The organism is Kitasatospora sp. NPDC088779, assembly GCF_040685395.1.
Classification (GTDB): Bacteria; Actinomycetota; Actinomycetes; order Streptomycetales; family Streptomycetaceae; genus Kitasatospora.
Map to the genome: position 1 here is coordinate 132484 of NZ_JBFBHW010000012.1, position 26268 is coordinate 158751.

General features: G+C 67.8%; 17 protein-coding genes. 10 read left to right on the plus strand and 7 right to left on the minus strand.

From position 1 onward, the window contains the following. Positions 1 to 34: 34 nt before the first annotated feature. The 3 genes from AB0P03_RS14150 to AB0P03_RS14160 form a co-directional block, all read right to left on the minus strand. Positions 35 to 403 (minus strand): hypothetical protein, encoded by a 369-nt coding sequence (locus AB0P03_RS14150; RefSeq protein ID WP_363629054.1) that lies wholly within the window; start codon positions 401 to 403, stop codon positions 35 to 37. 385 nt (positions 404 to 788) lie between these two features. Further along, positions 789 to 1094 carry a DUF397 domain-containing protein gene (locus AB0P03_RS14155; RefSeq protein WP_363629056.1) on the minus strand — a complete coding sequence of 102 codons (306 nt, stop codon included), beginning with the start codon at positions 1092 to 1094 and terminating at the stop codon, positions 789 to 791. Beyond that, positions 1091 to 1957, minus strand: coding sequence for a helix-turn-helix transcriptional regulator (locus AB0P03_RS14160; RefSeq protein WP_363629057.1), 867 nt, complete (start codon positions 1955 to 1957; stop codon positions 1091 to 1093). Before AB0P03_RS14160 ends, AB0P03_RS14155 begins: the two co-directional genes overlap by 4 nt. A gap of 308 nt (positions 1958 to 2265) precedes the next feature. Between AB0P03_RS14160 and AB0P03_RS14165 the strand changes: the two genes are divergently transcribed. From AB0P03_RS14165 to AB0P03_RS14195, 7 genes are read left to right on the plus strand one after another with little or no spacing between them, the layout of a single operon-like run. Continuing rightward, the gene (locus AB0P03_RS14165; protein WP_363629059.1) at positions 2266 to 3480 is read left to right on the plus strand and encodes a cytochrome P450; all 1215 of its coding nucleotides are present in this window, start codon (positions 2266 to 2268) and stop codon (positions 3478 to 3480) included. After that, positions 3477 to 3980, plus strand: a complete 504-nt coding sequence (locus tag AB0P03_RS14170; protein WP_363629060.1) for a deoxycytidine deaminase — start codon at positions 3477 to 3479, stop codon at positions 3978 to 3980. Before AB0P03_RS14165 ends, AB0P03_RS14170 begins: the two co-directional genes overlap by 4 nt. Further along, entirely contained in the window at positions 3977 to 4516 is a 540-nt protein-coding gene (gene dcd, locus AB0P03_RS14175; RefSeq protein ID WP_363629061.1) for a dCTP deaminase, read from the plus strand. Before AB0P03_RS14170 ends, dcd begins: the two co-directional genes overlap by 4 nt. Next, the gene (locus tag AB0P03_RS14180; RefSeq protein ID WP_363629062.1) at positions 4509 to 5162 is read left to right on the plus strand and encodes a hypothetical protein; all 654 of its coding nucleotides are present in this window, start codon (positions 4509 to 4511) and stop codon (positions 5160 to 5162) included. Before dcd ends, AB0P03_RS14180 begins: the two co-directional genes overlap by 8 nt. Then, positions 5159 to 7018, plus strand: coding sequence for an amino acid--tRNA ligase-related protein (locus tag AB0P03_RS14185; protein WP_363629064.1), 1860 nt, complete (start codon positions 5159 to 5161; stop codon positions 7016 to 7018). The genes AB0P03_RS14180 and AB0P03_RS14185 overlap by 4 nt, the downstream gene beginning before the upstream one ends. Next, positions 6982 to 7773: a class I SAM-dependent methyltransferase gene (locus tag AB0P03_RS14190; RefSeq protein WP_363629065.1), complete on the plus strand. Its 792-nt coding sequence runs from the start codon at positions 6982 to 6984 to the stop codon at positions 7771 to 7773. Before AB0P03_RS14185 ends, AB0P03_RS14190 begins: the two co-directional genes overlap by 37 nt. 27 nt (positions 7774 to 7800) lie before the next feature. Continuing rightward, positions 7801 to 8340, plus strand: a complete 540-nt coding sequence (locus AB0P03_RS14195; RefSeq protein ID WP_363629067.1) for an AAA family ATPase — start codon at positions 7801 to 7803, stop codon at positions 8338 to 8340. Positions 8341 to 8439: 99 nt separating this feature from the next. Here AB0P03_RS14195 and lysS read toward each other — a convergent pair whose 3' ends face one another. The 3 genes from lysS to AB0P03_RS14210 form a co-directional block, all read right to left on the minus strand. Then, positions 8440 to 10101, minus strand: coding sequence for a lysine--tRNA ligase (lysS, locus tag AB0P03_RS14200; RefSeq protein ID WP_363629068.1), 1662 nt, complete (start codon positions 10099 to 10101; stop codon positions 8440 to 8442). Positions 10102 to 10279: 178 nt separating this feature from the next. Beyond that, positions 10280 to 10714 carry a hypothetical protein gene (locus tag AB0P03_RS14205; RefSeq protein ID WP_363629069.1) on the minus strand — a complete coding sequence of 145 codons (435 nt, stop codon included), beginning with the start codon at positions 10712 to 10714 and terminating at the stop codon, positions 10280 to 10282. Next, positions 10714 to 12030, minus strand: a complete 1317-nt coding sequence (locus AB0P03_RS14210) for a phage major capsid protein (RefSeq protein ID WP_363629071.1) — start codon at positions 12028 to 12030, stop codon at positions 10714 to 10716. Before AB0P03_RS14210 ends, AB0P03_RS14205 begins: the two co-directional genes overlap by 1 nt. Positions 12031 to 12382: 352 nt before the next feature. Between AB0P03_RS14210 and AB0P03_RS14215 the strand changes: the two genes are divergently transcribed. Next, positions 12383 to 12826 (plus strand): hypothetical protein, encoded by a 444-nt coding sequence (locus tag AB0P03_RS14215; protein ID WP_363629073.1) that lies wholly within the window; start codon positions 12383 to 12385, stop codon positions 12824 to 12826. 247 nt (positions 12827 to 13073) lie between these two features. On the opposite strand, the gene AB0P03_RS14220 is transcribed toward AB0P03_RS14215, so the two are convergent. Next, positions 13074 to 17048 carry a ricin-type beta-trefoil lectin domain protein gene (locus AB0P03_RS14220; RefSeq protein WP_363629075.1) on the minus strand — a complete coding sequence of 1325 codons (3975 nt, stop codon included), beginning with the start codon at positions 17046 to 17048 and terminating at the stop codon, positions 13074 to 13076. A gap of 404 nt (positions 17049 to 17452) precedes the next feature. Here AB0P03_RS14220 and AB0P03_RS14225 point away from each other — a divergent pair, with 404 nt between their 5' ends. Both AB0P03_RS14225 and AB0P03_RS14230 read left to right on the plus strand, forming a co-directional pair. Further along, a complete protein-coding gene (locus AB0P03_RS14225; protein WP_363629076.1) occupies positions 17453 to 25069 on the plus strand; it encodes a ricin-type beta-trefoil lectin domain protein in 7617 nt (2538 codons plus the stop codon). Positions 25070 to 25468: 399 nt separating this feature from the next. After that, positions 25469 to 25933, plus strand: a complete 465-nt coding sequence (locus AB0P03_RS14230) for a hypothetical protein (protein ID WP_363629078.1) — start codon at positions 25469 to 25471, stop codon at positions 25931 to 25933. Positions 25934 to 26268: the final 335 nt, after the last annotated feature.

Sequence of the window (26268 nt, forward strand, 5' to 3'; positions counted from 1 at the left end):
CACCGCCGACGGCGCTCTCGATCATCCCGCGCCCTCAGGCGAGCCCGAGACGGCACAGGCTGCACTCCACCGCAGGGCCGAAGAGCTGACCCACCGACAGCTGGAAGTCTCGTGGCAGCCCACCGATCGACCGGACTGGTGGACCGGAGTTATCACCACGGTCGGACCAGTCTCCGATGTCGATCGCTGAGCCGCCCTCGACAAGCACGCAACAACCCGGTGAACCTATGCGGTCACAGCAGTAGACGTCCTTCAGCGTCTCCGCGCGGGGGTCATCGGCCGCGAGGCTGAATGCCTTGGCGACTCGATCGGCCACACGCTCGTAGTCGGCCAACGTCACGGTTCCACTCTTGTCCGTGTCGATGGTGTCGAAGTACTGCTCATGCCGGGAAACGGTGGCCATCAGGGTGTCCTCTCGATACTCGGGCGGAGCCGGCGGAATGCCGGGAAACAGGTCGCCCGCGACAGATCTATCCGCCAGCCCACCCTCAGACAATGACCGCCAGGGACACAGCCGCGCGCCCACCCATCCGAGTGACACGGCGGCACACGGCAAGCCGGTTCGCGCCCCGGCGTTCGCCCGACTTTCCGCGCCACCGGTCCCGGCACGCCGGTCACGGGATCGGGTACCGCCTACCGCTCACGCAGCAGGCCGATGTACAGGTCAATGACCGGCTGCTCCAAGTCGTCCTGGATGGAGCGCACCACAGCCAGGGCGTGGGCCGCCACCGTCTCAGGTGAGACTCAAGCTGCGACGGCGCTGTGTGACGTGCAGGAGCGGCCCGCGGCTAGGCAGTGGGGGCTGCGGTGCGATCGAATCGCCCAGCCCTGGCGCCTTCAAGGAAGTCCTTCCACTCGGTCCACGCGAAGAGGAGAGGGTCCTTGCCAGGGTTCAAGGTGTCACCCACCCCGACGAGTCCACGGTCGAGGAAGGCGACCTTGACACAGTTGGTGCCACCGCTGCTGGCCGTCAGCCACTCCGCACGTTCGAACTGGTCCCTGACCCACGCCGGATCAAGGAGGTTCTTCTCCTCAGCGGCGACGATGGTGTCAGCGTCAACGAGGGAAACGTGGGGCGCGAAGTCGTGGGTCACAAGAGGTCCTTGGCGATTCGAGCGAGCAGTTCCAGCGATTCCTTCGGCGGCAGGGCATCGGTCTTCAGGTGATCGCTGCAGGTGTGGTAGTCGGTGACGGTTGCAGGGTCGTTGAGGTGAAGGGCGGTCTTCATACCCTCGATGGTGACCGAGTCATGGCCGGTCGGGAACGTCCAGGCCATGAAGGGCCCGTCTGTGCCGGCGTGCGCGCCGCGCGACAGCGGGACGACCTGGATGACGATGTCACGGTGCGCGCGAGCCAGTTCGATGAGATGAAGCACTTGAGCACGGGCTGTAGCCCGACCGCCGACTTCCTGACGAAGCTGAGCCTCGGTGAGTACCGCCCAGATCCGTAGCGGGGTCTTGCGGGACAGCGCGCTGAGGCGGGTGTTCCGCCGTACCGTGATGAAGCGCTCAATGTCCTCGTCACTCTTCCAGGCGCGGCCAGCGACGACTACGGCCCGCTCATAGTCATCGCACTGAAGAAGACCGTGGACGACTACGGGACACCAGATGAACAGGGTGTTGGCGATCTCCAGGTTGACGAGGTAGTCGCCGAGGGGATCGTCTGCGACGCCGGGGTAGCGCTGGTGCCAGTCACGGTCGCGGGCGTTCCGCACCATCTCGCGCCAGGCTTCCTGGACGGCGGGGTCGGCGATCTGGAGGACATCGAAAAAGTGCGGGAGTTGCTGCGGCTTGATCCCCTGCGTACCGTTCTCGATCTTGGAGATGGTGGACGCGGAGCTATACCCGAGTGCGACGGCGGCTTGTTCGACGCTCCAGCCAAGTCGGGTCCGGGCAAGCCGGACTTCGCTCGCAAGGCGGCGTCGCCGCGGTGTCGGCTCGACAGCCACCTTCAGCACCTCCCCCTTCTCTGGGACAGGCTAGCGGTTAGGCAGTAACTCGCATATGCCGGTTCCGCGAAAAGGACAGAGTGTCCTTTCCGACCCTCTTGCCGTTTGCCTGACGTAGCGTCATCATCGGTTCACGGTTGGGAACGGGACCGTGCGCCACCCTGCGGTCGGCAGGCGCCTCCCGTCGCCCCCTCGAACTTCGTTACACCACAGCCCGATTGCCGCCTGTGGGCCCTCAGCCCGGTGCCACGTCCGTCCAGCTCGCGACGGCCCGGGAAGGCCCTTCGCGGACGTTCGGGCAGATGGGAGGCAGCAACATGGACCAAGCCACCGTCTTAACGGCGCTCTCCTCGGGACCGGAGCGCAAGCCCGCGCTCGCGACCTTGGCCAAGGGACCTCGGGCCATCGACTGTCCGGACCTGGGCAGCGGGCGGCTTGTCTTCACACGTCACCAGGAGGTGCGCCACCTGCTTCGGCATCCGGGCTTCGTGTGCGCGCCGACCGCCGCCGGCCTGCTGGACGAGATCAGCCCAGCGCTCCGGCCGGTACTCGAACCGGTTGCATCGTGGGTGCTCTACGCGGACGCCCCGCAGCACCCGCGGTTGCGGGGCCTGCTGGCGAGGGCGTTCGCACCACGCCGGATCGCCGCACTGGAACCGCAGATCGCCACGGTTGCGGACGCGCTGGTGTCCAGGTTCGTGGCGACCGGCGGGGGTGACGCGGTGCACAACATCGCGGAACCCCTGCCGGTCCACACGATCTGCGCGCTTCTCGGCATCCCGGACTGGGACCGGGACCTCGTCAAGGGCTGGTCCGACGACGTCATCCTGCTCACTGAACCTGCGCTCACCGGCGACCAGGAGCAGCGGCTCGCCGCTGCCTGGGCGGGTTTGTGGGACTACTTCACCGGGCTCATCGAGCACCGCCGCGCCCGTGCGGCCGACGACATCGTCTCGGCCCTGGTCGAGGTGGAGGAACAGGGGGAACGCCTCGCGCTGGAGGAGGCGGTGTCCAACCTGATCGCGTTGCTGATCGGCGGCCACGAGACGACGACAGGGCTGATCAGTGCGCTGCTCACCGCGATGGCGGACCACCCGGAGCCGGCAGCGGCGGCGGCAGGCTCAGCGGAGTCCGTCGCCGGATTCGTCGAGGAGGTCCTACGCCTGAACGGCCCGGCGCTGATCACCGCCCGGACGGCTGTCGAGGACTGCGAGGTCTTCGGAGTACCGGTGTCGGCGGGCCGACGGCTTGTGCTGCTCCAAGCATCAGCGAACCGCGACCCCGAGGTGTTCGAGGAACCGCAGGAGTTCCGGCCTGGCCGCCGCCCGAACCCGCACGTCGGCTTCGGCCACGGCCCGCACGCCTGCTTCGGTGCCGCGCTGGCCCGTATGGAGGCCGCCGCCGTGATGCGCTCCGTCCTGCGGCGCGGCTGTCGGCTCCATCTGGAGGACGGGGTGACCTGGAAGCCCTCCCAGGTGATCCGCTCGGCGACCTTCCTGCCGGTGCGGGTCGAGCGGGGAACGAAACGGTGATCCTGACCGGCGAGGCCATCCGGCGGTTCATCGCCCAAGGCCATATCGTCTTCTCCCCCTACGATCCGGCCAGCGTCAACCCCAACTCCATCAACTACCACCTGGGACGCGGGCTGAAGGTCTTCCACGACCGCACCGGCACGTTTGTGGAGACGGAGCTGCCGGACGAGGGCTACGTGCTGGAGCCCCACCGAATGTACCTCGGGCACACCGAGGAGATGATCGGCAGCAGCCTGTTCGCGATGCGGCTGATCGGATGCAGCAGCAACGGCCGCCGCGGGCTGTTCCTCCAGCTCTCGGCTGACCTCGGCCACACCACGTCCTGCCACCACTGGACGCTGGAGATCGTCGCGGCGCTGCCGATCCGGATCTACCCCGGCATGGTCGCCGGCCAGGTGTCTTTCTGGTGCAACACCGGGCTCATCCAGCCGACCTTGGCGACCTACGCCCGCTTCAACCACGCCTGCGAGTCCCAGACGCTGATCGGAGTACCGTCGTGATCCTCACCGGACCCCAGATCGCCCGGGAGGTCGAACAGGGCCGCATCAAGATCGACCCGTTCGACCCCAGCTGCTGCACCACCAACAGCTACGACCTGACGTTGGGCAGCCGCGTGGGCGTCTACCTGGACGACGTCCTCGACCCGAGGCGCGAGCCCGAGGTCGAGTACAGCGAGATCCCGTCGACCGGGTACCTTCTCGAACGCGGCGACTTCGTCCTGGGCCACACTGTCGAACGCTTCGGCAGCGACGCGCTCGTCCCCATCGTGCACGCCAAGTCCGGGTTCGCCCGCCGCGGCACGTTCGTCCACTGCACTGCTGACCTCATCGACCTCGGCTTCTACGGCTGCTCCACCTTGCAGTTGTACGCCACCCTCCCCACGGTCCTGTACCCCGGTATGCCGGTTGCGCAGGTCAGCTGGTGGGAGACCTTCGGCGAGATTGACCAGTTGTACAGCGGCAAGTACCAGGGGGCGGACGGCCCGCTGGCCTCGCGCAGCCACCTCGACGCCTGGGCGGTGGCCGCCCATGGCTGACGACGGCTTCACCCCCATTCAGCTCCGATCCGCCTGCCTGTTCGCCGCCCGGGCCCGCATCGAGGCTGTTCCCGCCTACCCGGGGGCCGAGCCGTACGAGGCCGGCCGAGCCGCCGGGCCCCTCCTTGCCGACTTCGCCCGCCGCATCGAGGACGAGGAACTCGACGGCCTGGTCCTCCAACTCACCGACCCCGGCCTCGGTGCCACCCTCGACGCCCTCACCGCCACCATCCGGGAGACCGTCACCGGCCTGCTCGCCGCGACCGGCGCCGACCCGGCCGCCGAACTCTCGGGCGCGGGTGCCGACGGCTGGTGGCTGCGGCTGGCCGGCATCCGCTGGTTCCTCGTCGTCTTCGCCCCCTGCTATCCCGGCGCCTCCCCGCGCTCCACCCGCGGATCGACCTCCACCTTCCTCCTTCTCCAGCCCGTCCAATCCTTCGACCGGCACGCCACCCCCAAGGGCGCGGTCATCGCGCCCGCCATCCGGGAGCGCATCCGCGACGCCCACTACGCCGCCGGCACCCCCTACGACTCCGACCTTGCCCAAGGGACCACTGAGGCGGCCAAGTTCGTCGCCGTGATCAACCCTGGTGACCCGCCCGTCGCGTGGTGGCGCCCGGGCCCGACCGAACCGGAGACCGCATGACCACCACCGGCCTCTCCACCCTGGCTGACGCCATCGCCGCCACGCACGCCTCCACCGCCCCCACGACGTGGGACGCGCCCACCGATCTGCTCGGCGCCGCCGCCGTGCTGTTCACCACCCACCCCGCCGACGGCGCCGATGAACTCCTGGCAGGCATCGCCCGCCTTCTCAGCCACGGCCCCCACCCCGCCGTCACCCTCCACGCCGGCGCGCCCGCCCGGGGCCCGCGCGAACTCGACATCCTGCACCACGCCCTCGCGACCGCCGCCGGACCCGGCCGACCGCCCTGGCCCCACGGCCCCGCCGACCCCGCCCGGCTGGCCGCCGCCACCCACGCGCTCACCGCCACCATCCCCTGCCGCCTGACCGCCCTACGCGCCGCCGCGGTCCTCCACCTCCTGCACCTGCTTCCCGACACCGACGGCCACCTGCACCGCGACCTGATCCGCCGCACCACCTGGCTCCTCGACCCCCGCACCGATGACCCAACCGCCCTGCTGCTGACCCTCACCGCCCCCAACGACCCGCTCGTCCCCGTCCCTCGAAGCCGCACCCACACCCGCGAACGCCACCCCGAGCCGCTCCCACTCGCCGACTGGGCCCTCTGGCCGGCCCCCGACCAAGTCCTCACCCTGTCCGGGCGCATCACCGCAGTCCGCACTCACAGCCACATCGCCTTCGCCGACCTCGCCTGGGACGGCCACGACGCCCAGCTCGCCTTCGACCCCGCTGCTGTCGCCGACCTGCACGCCGGCGACCTCGTCGCCGTCCGGGGCACCTGCTCCACCAGCCGCACCGGCCGCCCGACCCTGTTCGTCCGCCACCTGGAGCGCCACGAACCCGGCGCCCCACCACCGTTACCGGACGCCGCCCTCCTCACCCCGCTCCTCGGCCCGCTGCGCGCACACCTCGCCACGGGCGGCTTCCGCGAGACGATCAGCCCCGTCCTCACCGACGGCTACTTCGGCGGCTCCGCACGGCCGTTCACCACCTGGGCGCACGCCGTCGGACGCCGCCAGTACCTGCGCGTCACCACCGAACTCGACCTGCTCGCCGTCATCGCGACCGGCACCACCCGCTGCTACGAGATCGGCCCGAGTTTCCGCAACGAAGGCCAACGCGGCCGTCCCGCCGTCGAATTCGTGATGCTGGAGGCGTACGCCGCCGACCTCGACCTCGACCAGGCCACCGCCTACCTCGCCGACCTCGTCACCGCCACGACCGGCCTCAACGCCCCGCTGACCCACCAAAGCTTCGACGACGCCTTCCGCGAGATCACCGGCATCGACTCGACCGACACCACCGCCGTCCGGGCCCTGGCCGCCAAGCGAACCCCGTACACCGCCGAGCACACCGACGACCCCGACCGCCTCGCCCGGCGCCTGTGGCGCCACAGCGTCCGCCAGCAACTGCGAGGCCTGACCGCGATCACCGACATCCCCGGCCCCGCCTCACCCCTGATCGCCGGCACCGGCCGCCAGGCACAGCGCATCTGGCTCTACGCCGACGGCCTCGAACTCGCCGAGATCGCCGCCAACGAACGCGATGCCGCCCGCCTGGCCCGCTCCTTCACTGCCCAGTTCGCGGCCGACCGTCACCTCGCCCACCGCACCTACCAGCAAATCATCGACCTGTACGACTGCGGACTTCCCCCGTGCGTCGGCCTCGGCATGAGCGTCACCCGCCTGGCCAGCCTCCGCCCCGTCCCCGTCCCCGTGCCAGCTCAGCGCCGAAGCCCTGTGTTCCGAACCGCAGAGAGGACTCCATGGCCACCACGCCCACCTGGCCCCTGCCCACGGTACCCAGGTCCGCCGACGCCGTGCGGGCCGCAAGCTACCCCGACTTCGTCGCCATGATCAACCAGACCAACGTGATGCCCGGCGCCCACACCACGCTCAGCACCTGGGCCCTGCACTCCCGCCTCGCCCCGCAGCACCGCCTCCTCGACGTCGCCTGCACCACCGGCTTCACCTCGCGCGAGCTCGCCCGCCTCACCGGCTGCGCCGCCACCGGCTTCGACCTCAGCCACGACTCGGTCAACCTCGCCCGCTACAACTACCGCCTCCTCGACCCCACCCTCCGCCTCACCTACCACCAGGCCGACGGCACCACCTACCGGCCCGACCACACCTACAGCCACATCGCCGTCGGCGCCGCCCTCGGCTTCTTCCCCGACCCGCCCGCCATGGCGAACCGGCTTCTCGGCTTCCTCTACGACGGCGGATACGTCCTCGCCGCACCGTTCTGGGCCCCCGAGCCCCTGCCCGACCACGCCGCCGCCGTCCGCCGCGACGTCTTCGGCATCACCAGCCCCATGGAGACCCGCGACCAGGCCCTCGCCCTCTTCGCCGGCCTCGACGTCCTCCACCAGGCCGACCACACCCTCACCCCCGAACCCACCGACGCCATCGAGCACTACTGCCGCTCCACCATTGACCGAGCCTGCACCCAGAGCGGCAACACCGACCCCGCCGTCCGCACCGCCATGACCGACCGCCTGCGCGAGATCAAGCACGCCACCAACACGTTGCGCGCCCATCAGCGCTACACCGTGCTCGTCCTGCGCTACGACGTGGGCGCCTACCCGGACCGCTACGTCGAACTCTTCTGACCACCCAGCGAAAGGCACCACACCCGAGTGATCGTCTTCGTCAACGGCCCATTCGGCGTCGGCAAGAGCACCACCACGGGCCTGCTCGCCGAACGCCTGCCCCAGGCCCTGGTCATCAACCCCGAGGCCATCGGCCACATGCTCTGGGCCCAACTCCCGGAACCCCTGCGTACCGAGGAGTTCGAGCTGGAACCGGTCTGGCCGCCGCTCACCCACTGCATGCTCGACCAGGCCGCCCGCGCCTACGGGCGCCCGATCATCGTCCCCATGACCGTCGCCCGCCGCAAAGTCTTCGACCGGATCGTCCAGCCCCTGCGCGACGCCGGCCACGACGTCCGGCACTTCACCCTGCTCGCCACGGCCGCCACCATCCGCGAACGCCTGCGCGAACGCGGCGAAGGCCCCGACAAGTGGGGACCGCTCAGCTGGGAGGGCAACCAGGTCGAACGCTGCCTCGACGCCCTGCGCCAGCCCGCCTTCGCCGACCACATCGACACCGAGGACCGCCCAGCCACCGAGATCGCCGACGTGATCCTCACCCGCACAGGACTCCACGCAACGGCCTGACACAACACCGAGGGCCGGGCCGGAGCATGCTGCTCCGGCCCGGCCCTCGACGTCGTCAGCGACACGGCCGGGGCGGCCGCCCCGGCTCGGCCGCCAGCCCTACGCGACGGTCAGCAGCGACCGAATCCGGTCCGCCCCGAGCGCCAGCAACAGGGTCGGCAGCCGCGGTCCGGTGTCCCGGCCGACCAACAGCTCGTACAGCAGTACGAACAGCTCCCGCTGGGCCACCTTCAGCTCCGGCGACGCGGGGGCGTCCAGTGGCAGCCCAGCCTGGATCTTCGGCACGCCGTACACCAGCGCCGTCAGCCCGTCGAGCGACCAGTTCTCGTCCAGACCGTCCAGCAGCAGCTTCAGCGCCTCCCGCTTCACTGGAGACAGCTGCTCCAGCCGCTCTCGGTCCGGCTCCGCCCGCACCTGGGTCCGCTCTTCCGCCGGGACGTAGGTGCTCACCCACGCCTGCGCACGGTCTAGTCGGGGTTGGGCCTCATCCAGGCCGGCCAATGGCTCCCCGACAGTGAAGTCTTGAAGGATGCGAAGGGTCTGCTTCGGGTCGCCAGCCGCCACGTCCGCCACCGAGGCCAGCGTTCGAAACGGCAGAGGACGTGGGGTGGACGGCAGCGGCCCGGCCGCCGGACCCAGCGAACGGGCGCGCACCGCCACCTCCAGCTCCGTGGCCGTGGCCCCCTCTACCTTCCGGCCGAGCGCATCCCACTCGTCGTAGAGCCGCAGGATCTCCGCGTCTAGCGCGATGCTGAAGCTCTGGCGCGGCTGTCGGCGGTTGTAGAGCCACCGCAGCACCGCGGGCTCCACGACCTCCAGGATGTCGATCGGGGTGGGCACACCGCCCTTCGAACTACTCATCTTCGCCATGCCACTGATCCCGACGAAGCTGTATCCGAGGTACGACGGCGGAAGCCCGTCGAAGATCTCGCGCACCACCTGCGACCCGACGGTGAACGACGAGCCCGGAGAAGAATGGTCGACGCCGCCAGCCTCGAAGGTCACGCCCTCGAAGGCCCAGCGCATCGGCCAGTCCACCTTCCAGACCAGCTTCCCGCCGTCCGTCTCGGACAGCGCGAAGCCGCCCTCATGACCGCACTCGCACCGGTACTGCATCTGGGTGCTGGCGTCGTTGAAGCTGACGACCGTCGTCGAGTCCCGCCCGCAGACCTCGCAGTACGGCCGGTATGGGTAGTAGCCCGCGGCACTGGCGGCGGCCAAGTCCTCGTCGTCCTGCTCCACCTCGGCGTCGACGGCGGCCTTCTTCGTCCGGTACCGGCCGAGGACGCCGTCGATCTGCTGCCGGTGGCGCATCGCGTGGACGATCTGCTCGCGGTAGGCGCCAGAGGTGTACATCTGCGTCTGGCTGATCTCGTCGACCTCGACACCCAGCTTGGCCAGCGCCGCGCGGAGCGGAGCCTTGAAATGCTCCGCCCAGTTCTCGTGTTCTCCACACGGGTCAGGCACTGCGGTCAGCGGGCGGCCGATGTGTTCGGCGAAGTTCGAGGGGACACCGGCCGGCACCTTCCGGAGCCGGTCGTAGTCGTCCCAGGACAGCACATGGCGACACTCCAGCCCCCGGCGGCGCAGTTCGTCCGCCACGAAGTGCGGCACCATGATCTCGCGCAGGTTCCCGAGATGCACTGGGCCGGACGGGCTGATCCCGGACGCACACACCAGCGCAGCCCCGTCACGGCGTTTGCCCTCGGCGATCACCTGGTCCGCAGCCGCGGCCACCCAATCACCTTGCTTCACGCCCACGTCACAATCCTCCGGCTGATGGGTATTCAGTAGCTTCTAGATTAGAGGTGGTTGGGAAAGATCGAGAACATGTCGCGGCGCGACACCGGCCATGGAAGCCCGGGTGTCGCAGCTGGCGGCTGGAGAGCCGGAAGCCCGCCCCCCAGGGTCGGGGACGGGCTCCGGACGGCTGCCGGGGTTACTCCCAGCCGAGGGCCTGCCGGAATCGGTCGAACTCATCGCGCGGGATCGGCTGGGTCGGCACATACAGCAGCTGTGTGACCGTCCGGTTGGTTCCTGGGTAGGTCCGGTTCTGGTAGATCCGCAGCCGGGGGAAGACGACGGTCTGCTCGGGGCGGGTGAGGTCGAACAGTTGCTCCAGGTCGTGGGGCAGCGGGGTGCCGTCCTCGTCCACCAGGTCGACGTGGCCAATGGCCAGGGGTTGATGGGCGGTGATTCCCGGGGTTGGCTCCACCTGGTTCAGCTCCGGTGCAGCCGTAGAGCTGGACGGTGGGTCGAGCGGCGCGGCGGCCGAAAGCTCGGCGGGCGGGGTCTCCAGATCCGCGCCGCCCGCACTGGCGGCCTCCGCAGCGGCTTCAACGGCCGGCTTCGTGGCGGGCTTGCGGGCGGCCATCAGTGCGCTTTGAAGGTGCCGTAGACGAAGGACTCGGGGCGCGGCACCTCGAGGCCGATACGCTCGGAGCCGCGCATCGTGACGACGCCCCTCTCAAAGTTGTCGCGGTTCTCGGTGCTGACCTGGACGCTGACCTGCTCGCGGTCGTACAAGCGGGCGCCCAGACCGAAGCTGCCGACGAGGAACTTGCCCTGGGTGATCGCCATGGAGTCCACCACGGCGAGCCGCCAGACGATCTTCTGCGCGCCGATCGCGACGTTGACGGCGACCCGGTACGCGCCCTGAAGGTCGGTCTCCAGCTCCAGGTCCTCGAAGTCGAACGGGTGGAGCACGATCCCGGTCGGCGGGTAGTAGGCGAGCACCGCACGGGTGGCGGCACGCCGGATCGCCGCGCTCTGCTTGTCGGTGTCGGTCTGGGCGTAGGTCTGCACCCCCTGGGTGTTGACGATGCCGGTGATCTTCTCGTCGCCGCCGGCTCCGAAGAGGAGTTCGTTGTCCTCGGTCATCTTGACGCCGTCAACGAGTTCGCTGTCGATGATGTCGCGCAGCCGCGGCTCGTCGGCGAGCGTGTTCTTGTGGACCGGGATGGTGTGCGCGATCTCGGCGACCGGGTAGGTGACGGTCTTGAAGGTCAGCTGCGACTGCGGGGCCCGCGCGTACACCTCGACGGCGGCCGTGCCGCCGGGCGGCACCTCCATGGCCCGCTCGGGCACGATCGCCGCCGCGTTGGTGAAGCCGGTGACACGCACCCCGTAGAGCAGGTTCGCGGTGGTGGTCTGGGAGGGGAACAGGTCCCGGATGCGGCCGGGCCGCACGGCGCGCGGCACGATGTCCAGGTGCTCAGGGGTACCGAAGCCGAGGACACCGGCGGTGCCGGCGCTACGGCTGAACACGTCCTTCCGGCCGAGTTGGTCCAGGGCGCTGCCGTCGATGGTCACCATCTGGTCGAAGGAACCCCGGAAGCCGGCGGCCTTGAGGCCCTTGAACTCCTCGCTGTCGAGGAACCGCTCGCCGAGGGACTTCACCTGGCTGGCCAGGTGGGCCGCGAGAGCGGCGTCCTTCGGGGCGAAGGGCTGCGAGGTGGGCTCGTTGAGGAAGGCGTGGACGGTCGCCGCGCCTTCCAGGTCGGTGATCAGCTGCTTGATCTCCTGCGCCTCGCTGAGGGCCTTACGGAAGGCGGCGGCCTTCTCGGCCGAGACGGTCACTCCGCCGTCCTCGACGGCGAAGGACGCGCTGATGGTGTCGAGCTCGGCGGCCTTGGCGCGCAGCGCGCTGTTCAGCTCCTTGAGCCGACTCTTGTCGATGGTGGTGGGCACGGTGTTGCGCTCCTTGGGATGGTGCCGGGCCACCCCGCCAACGCGGGACGGAAGAGGTCCAGCCGTGCGACCGGTCAGCACCGGATCACCACGGCGATCGGCACACCGTAGGAAGAGCTGATTGTTAGTGTCGCGTCGAGGCTCACGCCGCGTTCCCCCACTGCTGTCAGCGCTGCCCGACGCTCTCAAGTCGTCTTTTCATCAGCCGATTTGGCTGTGCCCAGCTCGGCTTGGGGCTGGTGAGTGTGGTGCTGTTCGGCAGGGTGCCGGGCAGCCGGCCATCCGCCGGCCAATGCGCTGGAGACCCATGTACCCCTTCCCCCGACCCCAACTACCGCCTCTGGATGCCCCCATGGGCTGGCTTGCCGAAGCCGGCCATGACGTGAACCCGCTCCTGATCATCGACGGGCAGGAGTTGCGGGTCGTCCAGACCCCTACCGGGTGGGCACTGCTGATCAGCACTTCCTCCACGGTCGAGCTGTCCGGGCCGTCGGACACCTCCGCGCAGGCGCAGGAGTGGCTGCACCAGTACGCGGCATGGCGTCTGTGGCCGCTGGCCCGCACCCGCGGGCCCTGGGGCTGCCTCGCCCTGGCTTCGGAGGGCTGGATGACCGCGCTGGCGCGCACGGCCCTGCCCCCGACCGTGCAGGTGCACCTCGGCGTGCAGGAGGCCGAGGTGCACGCGGCCGCTCACCTGATTGTCCCGGCCGGGTCGTCTACCGAGGGCAGTACCAGCCTGCCGCCGGGGGTCCGGGCGGTCCAGGAACGCTTCTGGCCAACCGACACAATCCGTTGACCTGCAGTGACATCTGATCGGAGAGGTGACCGTTCCCACGATGTTGGAGATCAATTCCCGGCGGCCCTCCACAGGGCGATACTGACCAATGCGAAATCCTGCTGCTGTCCGTTGGCCGCGTGATGAGCGTTGCGCGCGCACTCCTGGGACGAGAGGAAGTCGGACGGCCAGCAGCATGGGAGCCAGATACGGCGCGGGCCCGGCGGCACAGAGCTGTGCCGCCGGGCCCCGTCAGGATCGTGAAACGTCAGGCGGTGTTCGGGTACATGGTCCAGCGCTGGTTGGCGTGACCGGCTGAGCAGTCCCAAATGCCCAGGGCTGTGCTGTTGGCGTCGTTCCAGCCGGGCAGTTCGATGCAGCGCTTGGCCGTGGGGTTGTAGATGGTGCCATCCGCCTGCAGGGTCCAGACCTGGCCGGTGGCGCCGCTGCAGTCTGCTGTGACGACCTGGGTACCGTTGGCGGTGCCGTTGTCCATGGTCGAGACGCAGCGTCCGCCGGTGCGCAGGGTTCCGTCGGAGGCGAAAGTGAACTTCTGGCTGGCTCCGTTCCAGCAGTCGTAGAACCTGAGGTTGCCTCCGTTGCTCGCACCCCAGTTGTCGAAGCAGCGGTTCGGATTCTGTACAGAGCTGATGTTGTAGCTGACCGGCGTCGGGACGGGCAGTTTGCGCGGGGTGCCGAAGCGGGGCAGGCCAGCCTCGGACGCGGTGCCCAGGTACTGGGTGAGGGTGCCGCTGGAGTCGGTCACGATGAGGCCGGGGTTGCCGTCGCCGTTGATGTCACCCGGTGAGTCCACGACGGGGTAGGCGGCGGAGCTGAATCCGCCGGGCAGCAGCGCGTTGGCGGTCGGGCTGGTCCACTGCTGGCTGCTGTTGTTGAGGCAGTCCCAGAGGATGAGGTGGTTGCCTGGGTTGTTCTGGCCGTCGGGGACGGCGAGACAACGGCTGGATTGGGGGTTCTGCAGGGTTCCGGTGTACGGGCCGTCGACCCACTTCTGGGAGCCGGTTCCGTTGCAGTCCCAGAGCTGGATGTTGGTGCCGTTGTAGGTGTCGCCGTTCTTGACGTCCAGGCACTTGCCGAGGACGTGGAGGGTGCCGTCACTGCCTCGGGTGAAGGACTGGCCACTGATGCCGAGGCAGTCCCACAGCTGGGCAGGTGTGCCGTTGCCGGTGTACGCGCCGTTAATGTCGGCGCACATGTTCGCGCTGGCAGCGTTCTTCACGGCCGAGACGAGCGCCTTGTGAGTGGGTACGTGCAGGGATTTTGCCGCTGGCGTGCCACTGGTAAGGGGCATCGCCAGGGTGGTGATTGCGCCGGTGGTGGTGTCGCGTACCCACAGCGTCGGGACACCTGCGATCACGCCAGGGGACAGCAAGGTGAAGCCGTCCCAGTCCTCGTTGTCGCCGCCGAGGTCGACACCGTCGCCGAGCGGGCAGCCCCCGACCGAGCTTCCTGGGTAGAACCGCAAGCGGCCGTTTTCGATCGTGATGACGTTCGGCCGGCTGGCACTGTTCGGCATGGCGCTGAGGGCTGTCAGCTGATCGACGTGGTCCCAGGTGCCGCCGAGGCCCTTAGGGCACGTGCCGCTGTTGCCGATCTGCATGACGCCCGAACGGTCGCTGAAGTGGCCCGGCGTTCCGGCTGGCACACGGGTGGAGTCATTGAAGTAGACGTAGAAGTGCTTGGTGCCCTTATTGTAGGCGAACAGGTCGTCGACGCTGTTCTGGCTGATCGAACCGCGGTGGGCGATCAGGTAGTTGTTCCAGCTGTCCTGCTCGGGGCTCTGCGCCTTGGTGGAAGCGATGCCAGGCTGGGCAGTGAAGTCACTATTGCCCGGAAGCAGCGTCAGCGAGCCGTCCGCAGCAGGGATCAGGTAGTCGGGGGTGCCGTCGAAGTCGACGTCACCGGCGACGACCTTGGTGGCTTGGTTCCAGGGCGCAAAGAAGTCGTAGGTCGCGGCCTGGGGCTGAGTGTTGCCCGCGTTGTCCGTGGCGCGTACGTACAAGCGGTGGGTGCCCCACTGGTCAGGGTTGAGGTTGATCGGGATATCCGCGTAGGCGTTGCCGTTGGCGTCGACGCCAGCGACGGGCTGGGCCTTGTAGCCGGTCGGCGGGATGTTGTCGTCCAGGTTGTACTGGAACTCGCGAACGCCACTGGCCAGGCAGGTGCCTCGGGTGCAGCCGCTGGGGACCGGGTCGGTACTGGTGACGCGGATGGTGGCGCCCTTGTCGCCAGCGTGGCCGGTGGGCTTGATGCCGCTGCCGATCGGGGGGAAGACGGTGGAGGGCGCGATGTAGGCGAGGGTGGGTGGGGTCAGGTCGACGTTGAAGTAGCAGTAAGCGGTGCCCGCGCTGCCCATCAGCCCGTCGGTGGCCCAGGCGTTCCAGCCGTACTGGTGCCCGTCGGAGGCCGGGAAACCGATGTTGGCATCACCCCAGCCCCGGCCGTTGATCGCCTGGCTAGTGGGCCAGGTGACGGTGGCGGGAGCCCCATTGGCGTCCGCCGCCATGTTGTCCCATATGTGGAAGCCGACATTGATGTTCGTCCCCGGCATCGGGGTGGAGGCATAGGCGTGCAGAGTGATGTCGGAGGCGCCGTTGCCCAGCGGCACGGTTCGCCCGATCCAGCCTGGCTGACCGCTGCCGCAAGCGTAGCCGTTCGGGTTGATCGGCATCGGGCTGGTGTACATCGAGTCGGGGGTGTTCGGCGGGAGGTCGTAGGTCGCGATGACATACGGATTGGTGTTGAACCGCATGAAGTGATCGATGCTGGTGGAGCGAGTCTCGTCGCCGAACAGGCCAACGGTCAGTGGCCGACCTTCCTGGACTACCTGGCGCAGCGCGCCCGTGACATCGAAGTCGACACCCTGATACCCACAGGAACCGTACGCACTCTTGGGCCACTTGGTCTCGCCGTCTTGACGTACGCCGGGCTGGTTGTTCCAGGTGGTGCCGCCGTCGATGCCCCAGGTCCACTTGAGGGTGACCGGCGCGGTGGCGCTGCAGTCATGAGCTGCGCCGTAGGTCTCCGAGAAGTACGCCTGGGCGTGATCGATGTACATCTGCGGGGTCAGGGCCCCAGTGCCGATCTCGTAGAACGAACGCTCCATGCCATAGCAGTTGCTCCGGTAGTGCTGGTAACCCACGCCCTCGCCGTTGTCCTGGGCGACGTCGTACTGCGGCGAGCCGGCGCACCCCTCCATCACCTGGGCGAAGTGGCTGGTGCCCATGGTCGGGGCGGGCTGGAAGGTCGGGTCGATGAACAGCGGCCAGACGGTGCCGTTCCCGGCCATCAGGTCCGTGTCCGGGGTCAGGGTCAGCTTGCCGTTCGTCGTGTCGACAGGGACCGGTTTGACGTGTGCTCCGAAGCCAGGGCCGTCCGTGGAGGATGCGTCCGGGCTGGTCGAAGGAGAGACCGAGGCGGGAGCGAGCGAGCCGACGCGCGGCGCGGCAACCGACGTCTTCTTGGCCGGAGCTGCGCTTGGTGCTCCCGACTCCGTGACTGCTGAGTCCCACATGAGGGGAACGGGTGCTCGGAAAGCGGGTGTGCCGTCCGGCCCTGCAGCCGTCAGATTGCCCTGCGAATCGGCGGAGACGGTGAGGCCCTTGGCGGTGGTGCCGAAACTGAGGGTTTTGAGCACTGGGTTGGCGGCGGCGTTCGCATCCTTGACGACCAGGACCTCACGGACGGCGCCCTGGTCGGACACATCGACCCGCAGGTCCACGCCAGGCAGGACCGCCGGATAGGTGGCGGTGCTGCCAGACACCGTGGGTGCGGGCAGAGCAACCGGGAAGGTCAGCGCAAGGCTGCGCCCGTGGCTGTCGGTCAGCGTCGCCAACGGGCCGGTGCCACCGCCGGACAGGGAAACCTGCGACGGTGTGGCGCTTGGCGAGTAGGACCCGTCCGGGCCGCGGTTGAGTTTGGCGTCGACCGGGGTCCACGTGCCGTCCTGCTTCTTCACACGCGTCGGCCGGAGGTGTGAGGTGACGGTGAGCTTGCCGTTGGGCTCGGCGACGGTGAGCGAGGTCTCGGTGGTCAGGGCGTCAACCGTGACCGGCTTGCCTGTCTTCTTTGCCGTGAGCTGGGCCGCCTGGACGGCGTTGCCCGGGATCATGTCGGACGACTTCGGGGCGTCCGTCGACGATTGGCCGGGCGGTACGGCGAACGGGCGGTCGTCGGCCGCCGCGATGCCGGGCGTGGTCGCGAGGAGGGCGAGCGCGCACACGGCAGCGAGGCGTCTCGTCAGCCTTCGAGCGGCTGACGGAAGAACGGGAAAGAGTTCCCCCATGGTGTGTCAATCACTTTCAGACAGGGCTGAATCCCCACGAACGGTTGTGCGATGCGTCACATTGACCGGAGTGAGGTGTGGTCTTTGTCCATTTCTGGCGCCATATCCAACACATCGTTCACTGACGATGAGTCATGTGAATAGGTCACGCGTAGCCGAACGCTATTGCGTCCCTTGGCCTGCTGGCAATACGGTGCCCGCCGTCCTTCATGGACTTGATCTGACCACACATCAACACAGTTCAGATCAATACGGATAAAGGAACGATAAGGGTACGCATGAAACTCAGAAGGACATGGCCAGTCGGTCGGCCACCAGGAGGGGGCGGCCGACGAAGCGTCTTGACCGCAGCGGCCTTGACGGCCGTGATGTCGTTGGTGGTTCCGCTCGCCAGCTCTAGTACAGTCTTCGTCGCCCGCGCCGCCGATCACGGCAATGACCGGCTTCCCGAACTGCCGCGCGTCAGCGGACACAACGCCGACGGCAAGGCGAACCGTAAGGACCTGCCGCGCCCAACCGGGGCCCGCGACCTCACGACGCACGCCCCCACCCAGGTGCAGTGGCCCAGTCAGGCCACGGCCTCGGTCGATCTGAAGGCTGAACCTGCGAGTCCGGGCAAAGGGAGCACTGCCAAGGGTGGTGACAGTGCTGGCGTTCAGGTCGGCCTGACCCCGGTCCGGCTCAGCGCTGCGTCGCCCGACCACGTCAGTGACAAGGCCAAGGCAGCGGCTGGAGACGCCTCCCAGATCGGCAAGCCTTCCTCGGTCGAGGTCAAGGTCGCCGACCGCAGCCAGAGCAACAAGGTCAACGTCGACGGCCTCCTCGTCGGGCTGAAGCGCACCGACGGCGGCCGTCAAGCCGCTAGCCTCAACATATCCCTTGACTACGGTGCGATAGCCGACGCTTACGGCGGCGGATGGGCCTCCCGGCTCCACCTGGTCGCCATGCCCTCGTGCGCGCTGACCACCCCCGAGCTGGCCGAGTGCCGGACCCGGCAGCCGCTCGACTCCGTCGTCGACCCGGTGACCAAGACGATCAGCGGAACCGTCGCGGTGCCGGGCGGCACCCCGCTGGGCGCGGAAGCCTCGCCCAGCGGGGTATCCGCCATGAAGCTCGACTCGCTGTCCGCATCCGCATCTGCCGCCACCTCCGCGAACAGCGGAATGGCCGTGGCGGCGGAATCCGCGCCCGGCGGTTCCCAGGGCTCATACACCGCGACCGACCTGTCGACCACCGGCTCATGGTCGCAGAACGCATCCGGCGCCTTCACCTACAGCTATCCCATCACCACGCCACCGTCGGTGACCGGTACAGCGCCCGGGGTGGCCCTTTCGTACAATTCCCAGGCCGTTGACGGCGAGACGTCGGCTCGCAACTCTCAGGCGTCCTGGATCGGCGATGGTTGGTCGTACGGTCCCGGCTTCATCGAGCGCTCCTACAAGGCGTGCAAGAACGCGGGCATCGACAACTCCGGCGACCAGTGCTGGGCCGGCTGGACCGCCACCATCTCGCTCGGCTCCCGCACGGGTGAGCTAGTGCGTGATGACAAGGGCCTATACCACCTGCAGAACGACGACGGAACTCGCATCGAGCGGCTGACCGGCGCGGTCAACGGCCTGTGGCAGGGCGAGTACTTCAAGGTCACCACCACCGACGGTACCTCCTACTACTTCGGCCTCAACCACGCCCCCGCTACGACAGCCGACGGCGCCACCAACAGCGCCTGGGGCGTCCCGGTCTACCACCCGAACAGCGGCGACCCCTGCTACAACGCCGCCAAGGGCAAGGACTCCCAGTGCGACCAGCAGCCCGGCTGGCGCTTCAACCTGGACTTCGTCGTAGACCCGCACGGCATCGTGCAACGCTACGACTGGGCCACCGAGTCCAACCGCTACGCCATGGGCGCAGGCCAGGCCGGCGCATCCGGCGGCAATGGCACCCTCACCACATACACCCGCGGCGGCTACCTCACCCGCGTCTCCTACGGCTACCAGCTCACCGACGTGCTCGCCGGCCGAGAGCCCTCCGCCCGGATCACCTTCGACACCGCCGAGCGGTGCGTGACCTCTGCGGACACCTGCAAGCCGGAGAACCTCAACTCCTCCACCGCCACGAACTGGCCCGACGTCCCGTACGACCTGGCCTGCCAGGACGGCTGGACCACCAGCGGTACCGGCTCCAACGTCTGCCGGTCGGCGTCGCCGACGTTCTGGTCCACCAAGCGGCTCACTGCCATCCGCACCGAGCTGCGGACCCAGAGCGGCTGGCAGGCCGTGGACAAGTACGAGCTGACGCAGGTCTTCTCGGACGCCGGCGGCATCATGGACCCAGTCACCGGCAAGACCCCGGACAAGCAGAACGTCGGGAGCCTGCAGTCCGTGATGTGGCTGTCCAAGATCCAGCACACCGCGCAGGACCCTTCCACCGGTGGCAGCGAGGTCAAGCTCGACCCGACCACCTTCGCCGGGACCGAGATTGACAACCGCGTCGACGGCTCCGACACCGGCGCCCCGCCCCTCTACCGGCCACGGATCATCGGCGTCAACACCGAATCCGGCACGTCGATCGTGGTCACCTACCGCGACCCGGAGTGCTCGCGGACCAAGGGCACCATACCCACCTCGGCGGACAGCAACACGATGGCCTGCTACCCGGTGTACTGGACCCCGACGGGCGCGGCCGCGCCGATCGCGGACTGGTTCAACAAGACCCTGGTCGCCAAGGTCACCGCTTCGGACACCACCAAGGCCAACTCCCCTTCCCGCGAGACCTCCTACAGCTACAGCAGTGCCGCGTGGCACCGCGACGACTCGGACCTGACCGACGACCAGTACCGCACCTGGAACGACTTCCGCGGCTACCGCACCGTCACCACCACCACGGGCACCGCACCCGACCCGGTCAGCCAGACCACCGTCTCCTACCTACAGGGAATGAACGGCGACTACCTCGCCGACCGGACCACCCGGCGAGTCAGCAAGCCGAAGAACTCCCTCGGAGAGGAAGCCGTCGACAGCAACTGGCGCGCCGGCACACCACAGGAGACCGCCACCTACACCCAGGCCGGCGGCACTCCCATCACCAAGCAGTTCAACGACGCCACGGTGCTCGCTCCCGGCCCGACTGCCAGCAGGACCAGGACGGCCTGGACCTCCAAGACAGGAGCTACGGTCTCAACACTGCCACCGCTGGAGGCACACCGCGTCAAGTCGACTACCAGCCGCTCCAGCGCGTTGCTGTCCGACCAGAAGTCCTGGCGCACCGGCCGCACCGTCACCACTTACGACGACCTCGGACGGCCCATCACGGCCGACAACCAGCCCGACCTCACCACCGGTGACGGCCGAACCTGCGCCACCACAACCTACGCGGCCGCACCGTCCGGCAACCCGATGATGCTCAACTACCCGAGCGACATCCTCACTGTCGGCGGAGACTGCAACACCGCACCGTCCGCCACCACAACCATCAGTGACCGACGGCTGATCTACGACGGCAGCGCCGATCCGGCCAACCCCGGCACGGTCAACGTGCTCGGACAGAACGGCACCACGCTCGGCTACACCACGGCGACCCAGTCGCTAAAGTCGTACGACGCCCAGGGCCAGGCCACCTACCAGACCCTCACCGCGCAGGCCTTCGACGCCTACGGACGCATCACGCGCAGCATCGACGGCGCAGGCGCGGTCAACCTGACAGCCTACAACCCGGCGACAGGAACGCTTCCGACCGAGATCTCCACGACCAACCCGCTCGGCTGGAACGCCAAGAGCGTCCTCTCCCCAGCCCGTGGCCTGGTCACCAGGGCGATCGACGCAAACGGTCGCGTCACCGATGCGACCTACGACGCGCTCGGCCGTCGCACCGCCGTGTGGCTGCCCGGCAACAGCAAAGACGCGGGCAAGACGGCGGACCGGACCTTCAGCTACGAACTCCACGGCGTCGATCCAACCCCGTCGAGTCACGCGAACCCGCCTAGCGTCACCACGCAAACACAGTTGGAGAACGGCACCTACCGGACCGACGCCACCATCTACGACGGTTTCGTTCAGCCCCGCCAGGTCCAGTCCACTCCCGCCAACAGCGCTGGCGGCCGCGTGGTGACCTCCACGCGGTACGACAGTCACGGCAAGGTCACCAAGACCACTGCCGCTTGGTCCGACCCGACCACCAGCCCTGGCACCGCCCTGTTCGAGGAGGATGACAACACCGTCCCCTCTCAGACCCGGACCGTCTACGACGGCGCCGGTCGGGTGATCGCCAGTAAGCTCTTCGCCAAGGCCACTGAGCTGTGGCAGACCGCCACCGCCTATCCCGGCGCAGAACGGACCGACACCACTCCGCCCGCTGGCGGCGTTCCGACGACGGTGTACACCGACGCCCTCGGCCGGACCACGGCCTCCGTGCAGCACGGCGGGCCGGGCATCGGCGACGTGACGACCCACTACGCCTACGACGCGCGCGGCAAACTCACCAGCACTGCGGACAACGCCGGCAACGCCTGGACCTACAGCTACGACGTCCGCGGCAACAGGATCTCGCAGAACGACCCGGACACCGGTACCAGCACCACGGCGTACGACGACCTCGGCCGGGTGGTAAGCACCACCGACGGCCAGGGAAAGAGCCTCTCGTACACCTACGACCTGCTCGGCCGCAGCACCGGCCGCTATGAAGGCACCGACACCGGCGACCAGTCGAAACTGCTCGCAACCTTCACCTACGACACCCTCGCGAAGGGCTACCCGACCTCGAACACGCGCTTCGTCGGCGGCGCCGCAGGCAGTGCGTACGTACAGAAGATCAACGGCTACACCACCAGGTACCAGCCGACCTCCACAACCAGCACCATCCCCGCCACTGAGGGCAAGCTCGCCGGCGACTACACCCAGACCGCTTTCTACACCGACAACATCGGCCTGCTCGCCGGCTACGGCTATAGCGGGGACGGCGGCCTGCCCGCCGAGAAGCTCGGCTTCGGCCGCGACCTGATGGGCGAGGTCGTCAACACCGGCACCGACAGCACCAAACTGCTAGACCTGGCCAACTACAACGCGCTCGGCCAGCTCCTGCTATCCCAATACGGAAACCGCGGCGAACTGCTGCGTACAGCCCGCACGTACGACGACACCACCGGCCGCCTGACCACGAGCAGCGTCAAGCTGCAGCAGTCCGACGCCAACCCGATCTCGTTCACCAGCTACGGCTACGACCAGGCCGGAAACCCCACCAGCACCTCCGAGCTCCAGTCCTCGGGCGGCACCGACCAGGTGACCGACACCCAGTGCTTCCGCTACGACGGCATGGACCGTCTGGCGGAAGCATGGACTGACACCTGGGGCGTGAGCGCATCCGGCGCGGGCCAGACCTCCCGCTGCAACAACAGCAGCGTCGGACTCAACTCGCTGGGCGGACCGGCTCCGTACTGGCAGAGCTTCCAGTACAACCTGCTCGGCGACCGCACCCAGCAGGTCAGGCACGACCTCACGGGAGACACCTCCCGCGACATCACCCAGACCAGCACCTACCCCGGCAACGATCGGACTCCCGCCGCCAAACCCAACACACTCACCACCGTCACCTCCCGCACCGGCACCCCGACCAGCACCCTTCCGTCAGCTATGGCGGGCACCGGCAACACCCAGCTCTGCCTCGACATCACCAGCGCACGAACCGCCGACGGCACAGCGGTGGATACCTGGACCTGCAACGGCAGCGGCGCCCAGAAGTGGAGCCGACCAGGTGACGGGACCCTGCGGGCGCTCAGCAAATGCGCCGTTCCGAGCAACGGCAGCGGCGGTGCAGGCGTCGGCATCATGCTGGCCACCTGTGACGGCAGCAACAATCAGAAGTGGCAGGACGGCGCCAACGGCGCTCTCGTCCATGCCGCCTCCACGCTGTGCCTGGACATCCCAGGATGGAACCAGAACCCCGGCACCCCGATCGGTCTCTGGTATTGCACCGGCAACGCCAACCAGAACTGGCCGGCCGCTGTCAACGCACCGAGCGGTCCTGCATACACGGCGACATTGACTCCGCAGTACGACGCGGTCGGCAGCACCACCGCCCGAGCAAGCACTGGCACTACCACCCTGCCGTCTGCCGTTCCGACGGGTACCACCGCGCTGTGCCTGGACGCGTCCGGTGCCCAGAATGCCAACGGCACGGCAGTCCAGACCTGGACCTGTAATCGCAGCGCGGCACAGGACTGGACCATAGACACCGACGGCACCCTGCGGGTCCTCGGCGCCTGCGCCCGCCCCGTCGGCGGGACCGGGGGTTCCAACGCCCAGATCGAACTCTGGGCCTGCGACCCGAATGACGGCAGCCAGCAGTGGCGCACCGGAACCGACGGGTCCCTCGTCCACAAGACCTCCGGCCTGTGTCTGGACAATCCAGGGGGCAACCCCAACCGTGGCACCCGCGTCGTGTTGTGGACCTGCAACCGGGGCCCGAACCAGAAGTGGGGTCCGAACGGAACCCAGCCCACCGCCGGCGCGACCCAGGCCTTCAACTACAACAGCGAGGGCCGCACCGAAAGCGTCACCACCCCGAACGGGGCGGGTACCAGCACCTCCCAGTACCTCTACGACGCCAACGGAAGCCTGCTCATACAGCGGGGCCCTGACGGCACCCTCCTCTACCTGTTCGACGGAGCCGAGCAGCTCACCCTCTCCACAGACGGCACGACCGTCTCGGGCAAGCGCTACTACCAGCATCCAGACGGCACCACCGTCATCCGGACCAACAGCGGAGCCGTCACCTACGAACTGACCAACCCCCAGCACAGTTCCACCCTCCAGGTCGACGCCGCCACCAAGGCCGTCGCCCGGCGCGCCTTCGACCCGTACGGCAGCCCCCGCGGCACCGCCCCGGCCACCTGGGCCGACAACCTGGGCTACCTCGGCAAACCCACCGACAGCAGCAGCGGGCTCGACCTGTTGGGGGCCCGCAACTACGACCCGGCCCTGGGCCGGTTCCTCACTGTCGACCCGGTCTTCGAATCCGGCGACTCCAACCAGATGGGCGGGTACACCTACGCCGCCAACAACCCGGTCGCCAAGTCCGACCCGTCAGGCTTGATCCCGCTGGGATGCGGAACGGAAGGCGCCTGCTACGGCTACACGCCCGACAACGGTTGTAAAGGTGGGACGTGCGGAGGCTCCGACAACGCAGAGTGGGGCGCTCAGCACGGACTGACTCCCAACAATGGCGGCGGATGCAAGCCGGGCGATTGCGGAACCGCCAAAGCCGCGCCCAGCTACTGGGACTGGCTGGTCATGAAGCGTGAACTTCAGAAGTATTGGAATTACACTCACGAGAAGGTCTGCCTTGACCGGCGAGGCTGTAAAACTCTTGCAGAGTGGAAACAGGACGGTGCAGATCGGGCCCAGAATCTTAATAATTTCCTTTCGAGTGTCGCTCATGGCACCGAGATGGTCGCAGGATCCACTGTCACGGCGCTTGGCGGAACACTTCTTGCGTCTGGCGCAGCCGAATGCGGTTCGGGAGTTCTATGCCCAGCGGGTGCTCCTTCCATGGCCGGCGGAGCCGCACTTGTAGCTCCCGGAATGTCACTGGCTGCGGACGGCGCCAGGGGCCTAGGCGATGACCTCGGGAAGCTCTTCTCGGAGGCGGATTCGTCCTGGATTCCCGAAGATGCAAACGCTAAACTCCCCGACGCCTGGGGAGCTGGCAAGGGCACCAAGAAGGGCGTCGGATGGCGCTGGAATGACGGCAAGGGGAACGGCGTCCGCATCGACCAAGGAAATTCAAACAACTCCCAAGAGTACCAGCAGGTCGATCATGTCGTAGTCAACTACGGTGGGAAGATCATTGGTCGAGACGGGAAACCGATTGAAGGCCCCATCAATAAGGACCAGCACAACGCATACATGGCCCACATTCCACTGGAAAATTGGCTCAAGTGGAATAATTGGTACTCCCCCTCTGGGTGAGTGAAATTCAACTTCCCCATGCCAATGAAGGGATGACCACTGAAGACAAAGACGCCTCACAGGCTCTAGCGTTGACATAGCCCTTCAAGCTATATCCACCCCGAGCATCCATGTGAGCATCTGGTCGAATTCTTCCAGTCGTGCCCACTCTCTCCTCGAACCCCTATCAAACTCATGTTTGATAGGGGTCCTTGGTGTCAATCGCCCAATCCGCACTAGCCACGGTGCGCCGCCTCGGCCACCTGGCTCTCGGTAAGCATTTCCCTCCGCGCTATGCCGCCTGACCCGCCACGCTGGCAGCGAACAACTGAAACACCGCGCCTACCCGGATCTGGTGCCGACCTACGAGGTGCCATCAGGGGCCTGTTCGAACGATCGCGAGGCGAGTACCCTTGGACCGTGATTGATCATGGCATTGCCCTCCCTTATCACCGCCTTCATGTCGTGCCTGCGGTTGTGGCGCTAGCCAGCCCATCATTGCAGCGGGAGGTGTGGCTTGACCCGAGCGAACTGCAGGACCTCAACCACATCGCACACGTTCTATTCGATGACTTCTGCGATGCGGACGATCCGTCGCGCTCGTTGGGGTACAGCCTTCGCACAGACGAGGAAGTCGAGCTGATGGCGCGTCTTGGCGCTGCCTACACGGCCGTTCAGGATGCGGTCGGCGCTGATGCCCCTGACGAGGTCTACCTGGACTCGCCGGACTGGCCTGCCGTAGTCGCCACAGCGGCTCGGCTGGCTCAGGTGATGGTGACCAATGACCTCACGGCTTTGGAAAAGCTACATGAAGCCGGCTATCGCTGGCCGCCCGCCACCGGGCAGGCTCCATTCGAGACCAGCAATGGGGAAGTTAATTCATGACGGCAGCCAGTACTCCACCGAGAGTTCTCCTTATGCCCAGCTCGGCGGCACTCGCTTCAACAGTCAGACGTTGGACCTGATATCCGGAAAGACCCCCGGATGTTCCCCGAGCGGGCGAAAGGCCGTGGATGCCGCGGAAGAGGACGGTGGCAGCCGAACACCGACTGGTCGCCGATCTCCGGCAGCCGCTGCCCGCTTCCGGATAGCGGACAGGACCCTGGACGCCATCGACCTCCTCAATAGAGGGCCCGAGGATGCGGCCGGGGCGGTCGAGGCGGCCGGAGAGGTGCTCGACGCCCTCGCGGCCACGGCCTTGCCTGCCCAGAAGGCCGATC

Coding starts and splice junctions, on each gene's coding strand:
- AB0P03_RS14165 (WP_363629059.1), top strand. CDS start 2,266: ATGGACCAAGCCACCGTCTTAACGGCGCTCTCCTCGGGACCGGAGCGC.
- AB0P03_RS14180 (WP_363629062.1), top strand. CDS start 4,509: ATGGCTGACGACGGCTTCACCCCCATTCAGCTCCGATCCGCCTGCCTG.
- AB0P03_RS14215 (WP_363629073.1), top strand. CDS start 12,383: ATGGGCTGGCTTGCCGAAGCCGGCCATGACGTGAACCCGCTCCTGATC.
- AB0P03_RS14205 (WP_363629069.1), bottom strand. CDS start 10,714: ATGGCCGCCCGCAAGCCCGCCACGAAGCCGGCCGTTGAAGCCGCTGCG.
- AB0P03_RS14150 (WP_363629054.1), bottom strand. CDS start 403: ATGGCCACCGTTTCCCGGCATGAGCAGTACTTCGACACCATCGACACG.
- AB0P03_RS14185 (WP_363629064.1), top strand. CDS start 5,159: ATGACCACCACCGGCCTCTCCACCCTGGCTGACGCCATCGCCGCCACG.